This is a genomic window from Corynebacterium tuberculostearicum, from assembly GCF_032821615.1.
GTDB lineage: Bacteria > Actinomycetota > Actinomycetes > Mycobacteriales > Mycobacteriaceae > Corynebacterium > Corynebacterium tuberculostearicum_H.
The window spans coordinates 1-13,924 of the sequence record NZ_JAVBIF010000027.1 but is presented as its reverse complement, the minus strand read 5'-3'; the positions used below and the strand labels follow the sequence as shown (position 1 = coordinate 13,924).

The following is a 13,924-nucleotide window of genomic DNA, read 5'->3' as shown; positions in this document are numbered from 1 at the left end:
AGCGACTAGTTCCACTGCAACAAGGCAGAAGGAACGCAGATAAACATAGCCTGCCCCAGCATGGGGCTAGGAGTACGAATCCTGAGTCCCTTCAAGCGGAACTGCCAACAACGTAATGGGCATGTGGTGGAGTAAAGATTTTCGACCTGACATCTGGCCGCAAGACAGGAAGGAGCCCGGGACCGGGAGTACGATGCCTAATGATCCTCTCAACCTCGACAAGGTCGGCGAGTGGGCTGGCGTGTGGTGGCTGCCGGAAGCCCCTAGCGAGAAGGTCCCGGGTGTCCTACGGTACGACCCGGAAGATGGTCTCTCTCTGTCGCTGATCGGCACCTTCGAGGATCGGATCTTGACGACGGACTCGTCTGGATGGACTGCTGTTCACGAAGGAACCCGCACCTGGGAAGTCATGCACGGTGTGGCCGAGCTCAGGGAGATCACACTGCTTGGCTGTGTTCCTAGGAGCACCAGAAGGACCATGGGTGCGCGAGTGGCGAGCCCTGATAAGCAGACCGTGACCGCGACGGTCGCCATCATCGGCGCGCATGTCAGCGGTGACGCGGATCCGGCGTTCGCTAGGGCAGAAGTCTCAGTCGAGGATCTGAGTCTCTGGGCGGCGTCTTCTGTGTTCGAAGGATCCCTCGGGGCTCCCGACGGCAAGATCGATGGGACCGGGCGTATCTCGGTGAAGCCGGTCGAGGCGCAATCGGTCGTGGTCGACGACACTGAGTATCGCCTTCAGCACACGCACACGCTTCCATTCTTCGACCAGCGCAAGGGAGGAAGCGTCGGACGTATGCGGGACACGGTGTCCATCTGCGTCGTGCCAGCTGAACCATTCTCTCTGAGTGTTGCTCTGCAGGAGGCGAGCCTGGTGCAGGACCTGATCTCCCTGGCGACGCATCGCGCGGCCGGAGTGATCTGGCTCCGACTGGAAATTGCCGGGACCGAGTCGCACTTCCCTGATGGCCGCCCGCTGCCGCGCCGACGTGCCGATGTGCTCTACTCACCGGCCGCGCTTGGAAAACACGACGCGAAAGCCGTCGATCACCACCGAATGTTCTTCACCTGCGGCTCGATCCCATTTGAGGAGGTCATGCCCCGATGGTGCGAGGCCCATGGCCGCCTGGAGGCAGCGACAAACATGATCTTGGGCTTGCGCTACGCACCGGCCCGTTTTGTTGAGAACAATCTTCTGACGGCAGTCGGTGCTGCCGAGGTGTTGCACCGCAACCTCCGCATCGACGAGAAACCGTTCCCCAACGCGGAGTTCAGGGCGATGCGAGAGGCGATGCTGGCGCAGGTTCCCGATGAGCACCGAAACAGGTTCAAGGGGGCGATCCGCAACGACCCGACCCTCCGTGATCGACTCCATGCCCTCGCCGCGCGACCCGATCAGGAAGCGATCGCACAGCTCTTACCGGATGTCGACCATTGGGCGAAGTGGACGACGCGCGCCCGCAATGACCTCGCGCACGAGGGCAGAACGCCCAACCATTCCATCGAGGAGCTGATCGCCGTCGTCGAGGTGACGACCGCGGTCGTAATCCTCAACGTCTTGCACGAGCTCGGGTTGCCGGCGGAGCGGCAGCGAGAGATCGTGCGGGAGCACCCGCAACTGAGGGCTACGTTCCGTACCGCTGCCGAATGGCTGGTTCCCTCACCAAACCCTTAGGTGCACTGCGATAGCCGCTACTTCGGAACCTCCGTGACGCTGCTGCCCGGTCGTTTAGTGCGAGACGCGTGTAAGCCTGCTCTATCGCTCGTTCGTTGAGTGCGTCATGGCGGGCGGGCGAGACGACCGGCTGTAAGTGGTGGCAGCGCGTCAGTGCGGCCTGGTGCGGCGGTGAGACGGGAGAATGTCGTCGGCCCTTAAGAACGCGGTGGAGTTCCGCTTCAATGTCAAAGCTCCATGTCGACGTGCTGCCGGGCCCGTTACCCCCGGAAGCATGTCTGAGACCGTCATGACGCCTGAGACGCTTGCCCTACGCGGGATTCTCGTTGCGCGTCTTGACTAGTTCCAGGCGCTCATCGATCGGTACGGCGCGACCAACCCGAAGTTGTTCGGGTCCGTCGCGCGCGGCACCGCGTCTGCAGGATCGGACATCGACATCCTCGTCGGGATGGACCCTGCGGAGGGACGTCTCCTGATGCGTGCGTCTGGTCTGCTCGAGGAGAGTCGCGCTCTGTTCGGGCGCGATGGCATCGACGTGTTTCCTGCCCAGTTGCTCAGGCACCCGGTATCCGCTTCGACGCTCGCCGAGGCGGTGCCGCTGTGAGTCGCAGTCCGGCGAAGCCGTGAACCATCTTCCCGATGAGATCACCGGCGCGCACCCTGAGATCGTCTGGCCTCAGATTCGGGATTTCCGCAACATCCTGGTGCACCAGTATTTCGGCGTCGACATCGACGTGGTCCGCGATGTCGTCGATACTCATCTGCCTCCTCTTGCCTAGGCGCTGCGGTGCCACATCTCTGCTAACTGACGGCGCGGCTCCAAAGGTTATTCGGCTACGGAACGTGGTCGAGTTCAAGTTCAACGTGTAGCTAGGCCCCGGGGTTACCCACGCAGAACTCGTTGCCTTCCGGGTCCTGCATGACGGTCCACACCAATCCCGGCGCTTCGTGGGTGGTGAGTTCGGTGGCGCCTAGGTCTTTGAGGCGTTCTATTAAAGTTTCGCGCTCCGCCCCGCCAACGTCGACGTGCATGCGGTTTTTCCCAGGTGTCGGTTCCTCAACGCGCTGAAATCCCAGCGCCGGGGTGGAATCAACCATCACGAAATCGCCGTAATCCGCGGCGATTTCGCAGCCGGTTGCGGCGGACCAAAACTTGGCGAGCTTTGAGGGATCGTGGCAGTCGAAGGTGATCTGGCGGATCGTGAAGTTGGGATCGCTCATGGTTTCCATGATGGGCGCGCGTCAGCGCGCCTGCAACAATGCGGGGTGTTTCTGGTGGGGGTATCAGACCAGTTCTCTCCGGCCATGTCAGCCCCATACGTCATAATGGAGGCATGGCCGAGCTGGACCCCGAGTGGGCGATCAATGAGATAGACGCGTTCCTGCAAGTCACAGCGAAGGTAGTCCCCGACATGGGCCCGGGCATCGCCTACCTTGGAACCGTTATGAGTGGATCGCCGACTGAGGCTGCGGCACGCGCCCATGTCGTTGAAATGATCCTTGACCGAGTGCTTCCCGGGTGGAGACAAGGACGCCCGGTCCAGGACAAGGAGTATAGCTGGCTGAGGGGTCAAGCGGCCCGGGCCAAGACAGCGTTTGAACGTCGGTCTGAACTCGCTGAAAAGCTCGGAGAGAACACGCCAGACTTAGATGCAGCCAATCTGCATCCGTGGGCGTGGGAAAATGGCAAGGGTTACTGGAATCACGGGCACTACCATCAAGCCGTGATGCAGGCTGCCATCCGCGTCAATGCAGAGACCCAAGCGAAACTGAACCGCCTAGACGTATCTGAAACAGCACTTTTCAACGAGGCGTTTTCACTCCATGATCCGAAGCGTAATGTGCCGCGCCTTCGGCTTATGGAAAATGATGGCAGTAAGACGTTTGAGAACCTGCATCGGGGCGCCCGCGCCTTTGCAGAGGGCTTGTACGCGGCTATCCGCAATCCCGGGATGCATGTTCCACACGACGGTGGTGAGGAGCAAGTCGCATTGGAGCAGCTCGCGGCTTTCAGTCTATTGGCTCGCTGGGTTGAAAAGGCTACCGTCCTGGAAGGGTGACAACATCGGTTTACGGGATAGAAGTCCGCTTGAGCGAAGGATGTGGGGAGCACGAACGCCTGTGATGGAGGTGCCGGGTGCTCAGTCAGCAAGGCCGTCCAGGACCATCGCCGTAGTTTTGTGCAAGGTTAACGCCAGCGACTGGGCTGGGTCCAAGAATGAATCTCGCACACGTTAAACTGCGCCGACACTCTGTGGAGTTCAAATTAAACGTGTAACGCTGGGCGTTGATGACGCTTCGCGTTATTGGGGGTAGGTTGAAGCGCGGTCTGTTCGTTCGCCGACGCGGCCGCCGCCGGATTCTCGGCGGCGATTCCGGCCCGAACCTCGGGGACATCCCCCCATCTTCGATAGCTTTAGTGAGCACGACCATCTGATCTGGTGCGCTGGTTTTCGTTCGGCTCTCGGTCTATTCCGCCACCTCATGCGCGGCCGCGAAATCGCGGTGAAGAATCTGCATCTAGTCGGTTACGGCAACTGAAACGGCGAGAGCTCGGCAACGCTGATGAGGGTGGGGTCCTTTGTCAAACACACTGCCCAGGTAGTCGCGGGCTGTGTCGATGAGACTCGGCAGCACTCCGAGTGGATGTCCGCGGTATCAAGGCCGCTGAACTATTCAAGTTGCGGGACAAAAAGAGTCTCGCAGTGACGCTTGGTCCCTGAGCAAGTTCGATCCTTCCACGATCTGCGCTGGAGACGCGGAGCGCTCGGGGCTCTTGACCGGCTGGGGCACGTGCCGGGTGGTGGCTCGCCCACAGCCCCCGTGCCCACCCGCACCGAGAAGGGACAGGTCACCGAGTACGATCCCGATTCCACGGAGACGGACCGTGAACTCGAATGACGTGCCTGGCCCAAGGTGTGTCCGCTCGGCGTGTGGTTTAACCCTTATGAGACTTGCCGGTCGCAGCCTCAGCGCTTCGCTTGCGCAGCCCGTAGGCCGTTCAAGATCACGATCACTTCGGCGACCTCGTGAACCAGCACGACGGCAGCCAGGCCCAGCACGCCGCTGATCGCCAGTGGCATCAACACGATGATGATGGCCAGAGACAGCACGATGTTCTGGTTGATGATCCTGCTTCCTCGGCGGGCGTGCTGCAGCGCCTTCGGGATTAGCCGGAGGTCGTGGCCGGTGAAGGCGACGTCAGCAGACTCGATCGCGGCGTCAGAGCCGGTCGCTCCCATCGCTATGCCCACCGTCGCACCCGCCAGTGCCGGCGCGTCATTGATGCCGTCGCCGATCATCGCCGTCGGCGTCTTGGAGGAGAATTCGGCGACGATGCTTGCCTTGTCCTCAGGGCGCAGCTCGGCGCGCACGTCGTCGATTCCGGCGATTCCAGCCAGCGCCCGGGCGGTGCGAGTGTTGTCGCCGGTGAGCATGCTTACTTCCACGTCGTTGGCGTGCAGGGCCTGCACGGCTTCGGGCACCTCGGGCCGCAACTCGTCGCGGACCCCGATCGCCCCGGCGAGAGCGTCATCAACGGTGACCAGGACGCAGGTCTGGCCCTCGGACTCCATGCGCTCAACGTCTTCTTTCAATGGCCCGGCGCCGATCCATCGGGGGCTGCCCACCAGCACCCGTCGGCCTTCGACGATGCCGCCGATGCCATGCCCAGCTTCCTCGCTGATGTCCGAGGCGGTGGGCGCTTCGGGCCCCGCTGCCGCGATCGCCGCAGCAAGGGGGTGTGTCGATTGCTGCTCAACTGCTGCCGCGAAGGAAAGCACCTGCGGCCGATCGAATCCGCCTGCCGGGACCACTCCGTTAACCTCAGGCTGGTTGCGGGTAAGGGTTCCGGTTTTGTCCACTGCCAGGTGACGGATGCCGCCGAGTCGCTCGAACGCCGCGCCGGACTTGATGACCACTCCGAACTGGCTGGCCGCGCCGATCGCGGCCACGACCGTCAGCGGCACGGAGATTGCCAGCGCGCACGGCGACGCTGCGACCAGGACTACCAGCGCACGGGTGATCCACGTCTCAGGGTCGCCCAGCAGCGAGCCGATAACGCCGACCAGCACCGCCAGGATCATCACCCCGGGCACTAGGGGTTGGGCAATCCGGTCGGCGATCCGGGCGCGGTCGCCCTTTTCCGCCTGCGCTTGCTCGACTAGGTCCACGAGTGTGGTCAGCGAGTTGTCCGTCCCAGCTGCGGTCGTCTCGACCTCCAGCACCCCGGCGGAGTTGATCGCTCCCGCAGGCACTTCGTCGCCGGGCGCAACCTCCTCCGGAATGGATTCTCCGGTGATCGCTGAGGTGTCAAGGCTGGAGCGCCCGGACCGAATGATGCCGTCCGTGGCGATCCGCTCCCCGGGGCGCACGAGCATTAGCTCGCCAACCTCGAGGTCCTTCGCTTCGACCTCGGCCGCTGTGCCGTCGCGCAGCACCGTCGCGGTCTGCGGTACCAGCTTCAACAGCGCCCGCAGTCCGCCTTGGGCCCGGTCCATCGCCTTGTCTTCCAGTGCCTCGGCGATCGAATACAGGAACGCTAGCGCCGCGGCCTCTCCGACGAATCCGAGGATCACCGCACCGACCGCGCTGATCGTCATTAGCAAGCCAATGCCGAGCTTGCGCTTCGTGACAAGGTTCCGGATCGCTCCAGGCGCGAACGTGTAAGCGCCCAACAGCAGCCCAACCCAATACAGTACCGTCGCGGGCGTCTCCAAGTCGGACCAGTCCAGCGCCAGTCCTGTTATGAGGGCTACGCCGGAGAAGATCGGCAGCAGTAGCTCAGGGTCCTTCCACCATGGCCGATCGAGCTCGTCGATCTCCGTGGCGGGTTCGTGTTCGCATCCACATGCTGAACTCATACGTCCGCTCCTTTCTCGCCGCAGTCGGGCACCGAGCACTCAGTGTCGATGCAGGGGGCATTCTCGTCGACGGCCAGCGTCGCGTGGACCAGCGCTTCGAGCGCTGCCGCGAGGTGGGGATCGGCGATTTCGTAGCGGGTCTTGCGGCCCTCCGGCTCAGCTACGACAATGCCACAATCGCGCAGGCAGGACAGGTGGTTCGAGACGTTCGAGCGGGTCAGATCCAAGCTTTGCGCGAGCACGGCCGGGTAGCTCGGACCGTCTAGTAGGGTTAGCAGGATTCGGGAGCGCGTCGGATCAGCCATGGCCCGGCCGAGCCGGTTCATGACGTCGAGGCGCGAAGCAAGAGTCAGCATGTGCTGAACTATACAGTGTGCGATGAACTATTTAAAAGGGGCTGAACTAACAGTCACGCGAAAGTCCTGCGACCTGCAATAATTAGTCGATGGGATAGCCGATGACTAGCCCTTCACGGTTCGGCTGCCAACCCAACGAGGGGCGACGTGGGCGGCGAAATTCTCCAGAATCTTCACGTGGATGTCCACACCCACCCCTGTGGGGATGGTGATGAACAGGGTGTCGGCGGACATGACGGCGGCGTAGGTGCGGCCAGCGACACTGACACCAGGTTCTCCATCAAGGGCTAGACACTCACGGACATTGCGTACGAGTCGAACCACACGTAGCGAAGCTTTCTAATAGCCAAATGACTAACTCTTTTCGCTGGTATCCGGGAATGATACTTCCTTGAAGTCGGCAGTGTTGGCTACCCCGCGTACGAAGTACTGGAACTACTGCTTGGAAACCACTTTGGTCTACGAAGCCATAGCCCTTCAAGCTACATCGCAGGAAAATTCCATTTCACGGTCGGTATGGGCCTTTTGCAGTTGGTTAATTCGAAATTTGTTCACCGTCTCCTTAGCCACCCGCACAATTAACGCGCTGTTTCGCCATCTTCGCGCGAGGCGAGCAGCTCCTTTAGATGCGTATCGATGTCGTCGAGCTTTCTCAGAACGGATACGGCGAAAACGATACTAATGACTAAAGCGATAATGCTGAGCATCAATGTCCTCCTTTACTCTGTCATTTCAATCCAGCGGGGCCGCTTCCTTGCCCGCCGATTAAACCATGGTTCTGGCCCAGCGGATAGGGAGCAACGGTGAGGCCAAGGGGGGACGTCGGCAAGCAAAAGCGCCGCGCCCCAAGGATGGGAAACGCGGCGCTAGAGCAATCCAGCGGGAGGCTGCTTAGTGGTCAGCGCCCTGGATGGAGTGCTTGTGATCGCGGACTGCTTCGCCCTCAGCGTAGAGCGGCATATCCTGCTTAGCCTTGTACCACTCGGCGTGGTTTGGCTCGAGCGGGGTACGGCCGGCGATGAGGTCAGCGGCCTTCTCGCCCACCATCATGGTTGGGGCGTAGATATTGCCGTTGGTCACAGACGGGAAGACGGAGGCATCCGCAATGTAGAGGCCTTCGACGCCCCACACACCCATGGTGTCCGGGTTAACCACGGCCATTGGGTCAGACTCCGCGCCCATCTTGGCGGTGCAGGATGGGTGCAGCGCGGTCTCGCCATCGTTGCGGACCCACTCCAGGATCTCCTCGTCGGTCTGGACATCCGAGCCCGGGCTGAACTCGCGGGCGCCGACTTCTTCCATGGCCTTGGTATCCAGCAGGGAGCGAGCAACGCGTACGGCCTCAACCCACTCGCGGCGGTCCTGGTCGGTCTTCAGGTAGTTGAAGAGGATGGACGGCTTGTCGTGGATATCGGCGCTCTTGATGTGAACGTGGCCCTTGGTATCGGAGAACATCGGGCCAACGTGCCACTGGAAGCCATGCTTGACGTCCGCCTTCTGGCCGTCATAACGCACAGCCATCGGCAGGAAGTGGAACATGAGGTTCGGGTAGTCCTCATTGTCATTGGAGCGCACGAAGCCGCCGCCTTCAAAGTGGGAGGTAGCAACCGGGCCCTTGTGGGTCAGCAGCCACTGCAGGCCCATGAACGGCCAGCGCCACTTATCCAGGTAAGGCTGGGAGGACGCGGTGGACTTGGTGGTCTCATACTGGATGTAGACCTCGAGGTGGTCCTGCAGGTTCTCGCCCACACCAGGCAGGTGCTTGACGACGTCGATGCCGTGCTTCTCCAGAATCTCACGGTCACCAATGCCTGAGATCTCCAGCAGCTGCGGGGTGTTAATGGCACCGGCGGACAGGACGATCTTCTCGGCGTAAACGCGGTGGACGCCACCCTGCCACTCATACTCAACGCCGACGGCCTTCTGGCCCTCGAAGAGGATCTTGGTGGTGAACGCGCGGGTACGGATCTCGAGGTTCTCGCGATCCATGTTGGGGTACAGGTAAGCGCGGGCAGCGGACCAACGCTTGCCGTTCTTAATATTGCGGTCGAACGGAGCGAAGCCCTCCTGGCGGTAACCGTTGACGTCATTGGTCAGGTTGTAGCCGGCCTCCTGCACGGACTTGAACAGGGCCTGGAAGAGCTCGGAGGTAGCCGGGCCACGGGAGAGGTACAGCGGGCCATCGTGGCCACGGCGCGGGTCATTCGGCTCAGCCGCAGCGGCGGTTTCCATGCGGTTGAAGTACGGCAGGCAGTGGGCGAAGTCCCAGTTCTCCATGCCCGGGTTCTGGCCCCACTTCTCGTAGTCCATCGGGTTACCGCGCTGGTAGATCATGCCGTTGATGGAGGAAGATCCGCCAAGGACCTTGCCGCGAGCATGGTAGACACGGCGGCCGTTCATCTCTGGCTCTGGATCGGACTCATACATCCAGTCATAGTTCTTTGCGCCGATTGGGAAAGAGAAGCCGGATGGCATGTGAATGAACAGATCCCACAGGGAATCTGGGCGGCCAGCCTCAAGGACCAGCACGCGGGTGTTCTTGTCTTCGGTCAGGCGTGCGGCGATGACGGAGCCTGCGGAGCCACCGCCAACGACGACTACGTCGCTTACTTCATCGGTGACCTTTTTAGCGGAACGCTTCTTGGTCAGCTTGTCCATAAAACCCATAAATCCCCTTCTTTCTGTGAAATATTTCACACGTCAAGATTGCCCCACCGGAAGTGAAAATATTGTAATTTATACAAAAGTCTGTAATTATTCACATCGCCTTATGTGCGGGCACCGCCTCCAGAGTACACATCCCGCTAGAAGTTTGCCCATCTTAATGTATATTTACCTTGTCCGGATGGATTTCTCTGGAGATGAAATCCGCAGTCTTTGCGCATAGTTCGCCCGAATATGATTCATTTCACTCACCTATCTCTCCCTGCGATCTTGTGAGCATTTTGGGGCACTCGTGCGAAAGATTCGGCCCAAAACAACCAGCAATAGGAGAAGTAGATGGCTAACTTTGACCCTCACGATCCTGAGGAGTCTCACACTTCACATAAAGACCCCCAAGAAGGGGGTAAAAACACCTCTCTCGCAACCCCCTCTGGAGAGCCCAAGAAGCGCAGCCCGCGCTACCAAGTCCGCGCCCTCGTCGGCAGCTACAAGGCCGAAACCGGCGATGCCGTAGGCGCGGATCAGGTTCCTGCTCCCAAGACAAACTGGCCGGTATTTATCATCTCTGGCGTCCTCATTATTGCCATGGCGCTCTATGCCGGGCTCGGCCGCGATTCCGCAGCAGAAACCCTCGCCAGCGTGACCGGCTGGATCGGCCACAACCTCGGCTGGTTCTACGTTCTCACCGCCACCATCGCCGTGGTCTTCGTGCTCTATATTGCCTTTTCCAATGCCGGCAATATCCGCCTAGGACCGGACCACTCGCGGCCGAAATTTAATACCTTCTCCTGGGCGTCCATGCTCTTTGCCGCTGGCATCGGCGTGGACCTCATGTTCTTCGCCGTGGCCGAGCCGGTCACCATGTACATGCAGCCACCGGTCGGTGACGGCGAAACCATGGAGGCCGCCAAGGAAGCCGTGGTCTATGCCATGTTCCACTATGGCCTCACCGGCTGGGCGCTTTATGCACTTATGGGCATGGCCTTTGGCTACTTTGCCTACCGCCTGAACATGCCGCTGGCTATCCGCTCCGCGCTCTACCCGCTCATCGGCAAGCGCGTGCACGGCCCTATCGGCTCCGCGGTGGACATCGCGGCCATGCTGGGCACCGTCTTCGGTGTGACCGCCTCCCTGGGCATCGGCGTGGTGCAGCTGTCCTATGGCTTCCACCTCATCTTCGGCATCGAGCAGGGCCTTGGACTGCAGTCCGCCCTCATTATCATCGCCGTGGCCATTGCAACGTTGTCGGCCGTATCCGGCGTCGATAAGGGCATCCGCTTCCTCTCCGAGCTCAACGTCTACCTGGCCATCGCGCTAATGGTCTACGTCGTGGTCTTTGGCAAGACCGCCTACCTCTTCGATGCCATCGTGACCAATATCGGTGACTACGTTGCAAAGTTCCCGTCCTGGACCATGGAAACCTTCGCCTTTGCCGATGACCAGGCCAACGTGGATACCTGGATGCAGTCCTGGACCCTCTTCTTCTGGGCATGGTGGATCGCCTGGGCGACCTTCGTCGGCCTCTTCCTGGCCCGCATCTCCCGCGGCCGCACCCTGCGCCAGTTCATCTTCGGCACCCTGACCTTCCCATTCCTGTTCATCCTGATGTGGATGTCCTTCTTTGGTAACACTGCCTTGGACATGGTCCGCTCCGGTGACTACCCCGAATTCGCCGAGAACGCTATTAACGTGCCAGAACAGGGCTTCTACGACATGCTGCACGAGTTCCCAGGCTCTGGCATCGTCATCTTCCTGACCACCTTTATTGGCCTACTGCTCTATATCACCTCGGCCGACTCCGGCGCGCTGGTGATGTCCAACTTCACCTCTCGCATCACCGATAACCGCCAGGATGGCGCACGCTGGCTGCGCATCTTCTGGTCCGTAACCGTAGGTGCGCTGACCCTAGCATTGCTACAGATCGATGGCATCGCCACCGTGCAGTCCGCGACCGTCGTGATGGGCCTGCCCTTTGCCTTCGTGGTCTACCTCATCATGTTCTCCCTGTGGAAGTCCCTGCGCCTGGAAAACGTGCAGCGCGAGGCCCGCACTACCGCTATACATGGTGTGATTTCCTCCCGTACCGAGCGCGAGCCTTCGGATTCCAATCTGTGGAAGAACCGCCTCGACCGCGCCAATACCTTCCCCTCCAAGCAGGAGATGGATACCTACCTGCGCGAAACCGCCACTTACGCCCTCGAGCAGGTAGCAACGCACATGCGCACCCGCGGCTACGATGCCCTCTTGCTCACCAGCGAGCTTCCCGACGTCGAACTTCCGCAGCTCGACCTCGAAGTAAAGCTGCACAACGAGCGCATGTTCCGCTACCAGCTCTTCCCGGTCGCGGCCGAGCGCCCCGACTTCAGCACGGGCGAAGGCGACGAGTACTACCGCCTCGAGGTCTACGATATGACCGGTTCGCTGGGCTATGACGTCTACGGCTATTCCGAGAACCAGATCATCAATAACGTGCTGGATCTTTATGAGCGCCACTTGGCTTTCCTCTACATGCAGCAGACCCAGCCGGGCGACTCCGATGTCTCCGATGGCGCCGAGCCCGAGCGCACCTGGCGCGAAGATAGCTAAGCTGGCCACTACAACTACCTCTATGAGAGAAAGGTTGCTTTTCACTTGAGCACCCAGAACACTTTGTTCGACCCCACCCAGACCGAGCTGCTGAAGGGCGTGCATGCCGATGGCGCCCCGAAGTCCCTGTTCATCAACGGTAAGTGGGAAGCCGCCCAGAGCGGCGAAACCCGCACCATCATCTGCCCGGCCGATGGTTCCACCGTCGGTCTAGTCTCCGAGGCATCCGACGAGGACACCGAACGCGCCATCAAGGTTGCCCGTGAAACCTTCGATAACGGCGAGTGGGCCAATACCCCGTCCGCCGAGCGCGGCAAGCTGGTTATCCGCGTTGCCGATTTCATCCGTGAGCACAAGGAGCTTTTCGCTCAGGCCGAGTCCGCCGATACCGGCAAGCGCTACGAGGAATCTTTGGGCGATATGGATGACATCGCCAATGCCTTCGAGTTCTTCGGCACCCTGGCCCAGCACCAGGCCGGTCGCGTGGTGGACGCGCAGGATCCCAACCTGCGCTCCCGCATCGACGCCGAGCCCGTCGGTGTCTGCGGCCTGATTACCCCGTGGAACTACCCGCTGCTGCAGGTCTCCTGGAAGGTTGGCCCAGCCCTAGCCGCCGGCAATACCTTCGTCCTCAAGCAGGCGGAGCTCACCCCGCACACCGCCATGCTGCTCATGGCCGCCCTCAAGGAATGCGGCCTGCCGGACGGCGTGGGCAACCTCATCACCGGCGCTGGCGCTAACTGCGGCAACCCGCTGTCCCAGCACCCGGACGTGGACATGGTTTCCTTCACCGGTGGCCTGGTCACCGGCAAGATCATCGCCAAGAACGCGGCTGAGACCGTCAAGCGCACCGCGCTCGAGCTCGGTGGCAAGAACCCGAACGTCATCTTCGCCGATGCTGACTTCGACGTCGCCGTGGACAACGCCCTCAATGGCGCCTTCTTCCACTCCGGCCAGGTCTGCTCCGCAGGCTCCCGCATCGTCGTGGAAGAGTCCCTGCACGATAAGTTCGTCGACGCCCTGGTAGAGCGCGCCAATAAGATCAAGATCGGCGGCCCGACCGATGACAAGGCCGAGACCGGCCCGCTCATCTCTGCCGAGCACCGCGAAAAGGTCGCCGCCTACGTAGACAAGGCACGCGAGCAGGGCGCCAAGATCCTCACCGGTGGCCGCGCAGCCACCAGCGAGGACACCAACGGCCAGCACGGCACCGGCACCACCGACCTGGGCGCCGGCGTCTACTACCTGCCGACCATCATCGATGGCGCTACCCGCGAGATGGATTGCGTCCACGACGAGGCCTTCGGCCCGACCGTGACCATCGAGACCTTCACCACCGAGGAGGAGGCCATCGCCATCGCCAACGACACCGAGTACGGCCTTGCCGGCGCCGTCTACACTTCCGACGCCGGCCGCGCCGAGCGCGTTGCCCGCGCGCTGCGCCACGGCACCATCTGGATCAACGACTTCCACCCGTACCTGCCACAGGCAGAGTGGGGCGGCTACAAGCAGTCCGGCAACGGCCGCGAGCTTGGCCCCACCGGCTTGGCCGAGTACCAGGAGCACAAGCACGTGTACCAGAACCTCTCCCCTGCCGCTTGGGATCAGTTCGGCCTGCAGTAATTAAGTCGGCCACATAGCAATCAGCCCCCGCGCTCTTTGAACTGCTCCCCATTAGTTGGACTGAGAAATCAGTTTCCGATTAGTGGGGAGTAGTTTTCATTGAGAGCTCGAAGTTTGGTGAGTGAGCATCAGCGGGAGCAGTTGGTTGAACTATTTGA

13 protein-coding genes are annotated in these 13,924 nt (G+C 61.2%); 7 read left to right on the top strand and 6 right to left on the bottom strand.

Annotation, left to right across the window (positions count from 1 at the left end):
* Positions 1-193 precede the first annotated feature (193 nt).
* The 3 genes from RAE09_RS11345 (at position 194) to RAE09_RS11335 (ending at position 2,454) form a co-directional block, all read left to right on the top strand.
* Positions 194-1,675, top strand: a complete 1,482-nt coding sequence (locus tag RAE09_RS11345; RefSeq protein ID WP_316981729.1) for an ApeA N-terminal domain 1-containing protein — start codon at positions 194-196, stop codon at positions 1,673-1,675.
* Between the two features lie 385 nt (positions 1,676-2,060).
* The gene (locus RAE09_RS11340) at positions 2,061-2,279 is read left to right on the top strand and encodes a nucleotidyltransferase family protein (RefSeq protein ID WP_255712281.1); all 219 of its coding nucleotides are present in this window, start codon (positions 2,061-2,063) and stop codon (positions 2,277-2,279) included.
* On the top strand, positions 2,200-2,454 hold the full coding sequence (locus tag RAE09_RS11335; RefSeq protein WP_083298937.1) for a HepT-like ribonuclease domain-containing protein: 255 nt from the start codon (positions 2,200-2,202) through the stop codon (positions 2,452-2,454). Before RAE09_RS11340 ends, RAE09_RS11335 begins: the two co-directional genes overlap by 80 nt.
* 91 nt (positions 2,455-2,545) lie before the next feature.
* Here RAE09_RS11335 and RAE09_RS11330 read toward each other — a convergent pair whose 3' ends face one another.
* Positions 2,546-2,896 carry a VOC family protein gene (locus tag RAE09_RS11330; RefSeq protein ID WP_034656146.1) on the bottom strand — a complete coding sequence of 117 codons (351 nt, stop codon included), beginning with the start codon at positions 2,894-2,896 and terminating at the stop codon, positions 2,546-2,548.
* A 113-nt stretch (positions 2,897-3,009) separates the two neighbouring features.
* Here RAE09_RS11330 and RAE09_RS11325 point away from each other — a divergent pair, with 113 nt between their 5' ends.
* Both RAE09_RS11325 and RAE09_RS11320 read left to right on the top strand, forming a co-directional pair.
* The gene (locus RAE09_RS11325) at positions 3,010-3,735 is read left to right on the top strand and encodes a TIGR02391 family protein (protein WP_316981728.1); all 726 of its coding nucleotides are present in this window, start codon (positions 3,010-3,012) and stop codon (positions 3,733-3,735) included.
* A gap of 652 nt (positions 3,736-4,387) precedes the next feature.
* The gene (locus tag RAE09_RS11320; protein WP_316981727.1) at positions 4,388-4,576 is read left to right on the top strand and encodes a hypothetical protein; all 189 of its coding nucleotides are present in this window, start codon (positions 4,388-4,390) and stop codon (positions 4,574-4,576) included.
* Positions 4,577-4,644: 68 nt separating this feature from the next.
* On the opposite strand, the gene RAE09_RS11315 is transcribed toward RAE09_RS11320, so the two are convergent.
* From RAE09_RS11315 to betA, 5 genes are all read right to left on the bottom strand, one after another.
* Positions 4,645-6,537 carry a heavy metal translocating P-type ATPase gene (locus RAE09_RS11315; protein ID WP_316981726.1) on the bottom strand — a complete coding sequence of 631 codons (1,893 nt, stop codon included), beginning with the start codon at positions 6,535-6,537 and terminating at the stop codon, positions 4,645-4,647.
* Positions 6,534-6,893, bottom strand: coding sequence for a Cd(II)/Pb(II)-sensing metalloregulatory transcriptional regulator CmtR (gene cmtR, locus RAE09_RS11310; RefSeq protein ID WP_316981725.1), 360 nt, complete (start codon positions 6,891-6,893; stop codon positions 6,534-6,536). Before cmtR ends, RAE09_RS11315 begins: the two co-directional genes overlap by 4 nt.
* A gap of 105 nt (positions 6,894-6,998) precedes the next feature.
* Positions 6,999-7,217 carry a hypothetical protein gene (locus RAE09_RS11960; protein ID WP_394372010.1) on the bottom strand — a complete coding sequence of 73 codons (219 nt, stop codon included), beginning with the start codon at positions 7,215-7,217 and terminating at the stop codon, positions 6,999-7,001.
* Positions 7,218-7,471: 254 nt separating this feature from the next.
* Positions 7,472-7,600 carry a chemotaxis protein gene (locus RAE09_RS11300; protein WP_316981724.1) on the bottom strand — a complete coding sequence of 43 codons (129 nt, stop codon included), beginning with the start codon at positions 7,598-7,600 and terminating at the stop codon, positions 7,472-7,474.
* Between the two features lie 184 nt (positions 7,601-7,784).
* The gene (betA, locus tag RAE09_RS11295) at positions 7,785-9,560 is read right to left on the bottom strand and encodes a choline dehydrogenase (RefSeq protein WP_316981723.1); all 1,776 of its coding nucleotides are present in this window, start codon (positions 9,558-9,560) and stop codon (positions 7,785-7,787) included.
* A 333-nt stretch (positions 9,561-9,893) separates the two neighbouring features.
* Between betA and betT the strand changes: the two genes are divergently transcribed.
* Together betT and RAE09_RS11285 are read left to right on the top strand one after the other, a co-directional pair.
* Positions 9,894-12,143, top strand: coding sequence for a choline BCCT transporter BetT (gene betT, locus RAE09_RS11290; protein ID WP_316981722.1), 2,250 nt, complete (start codon positions 9,894-9,896; stop codon positions 12,141-12,143).
* A 45-nt stretch (positions 12,144-12,188) separates the two neighbouring features.
* On the top strand, positions 12,189-13,766 hold the full coding sequence (locus tag RAE09_RS11285) for an aldehyde dehydrogenase family protein (RefSeq protein ID WP_316981721.1): 1,578 nt from the start codon (positions 12,189-12,191) through the stop codon (positions 13,764-13,766).
* Positions 13,767-13,924 lie beyond the last annotated feature (158 nt).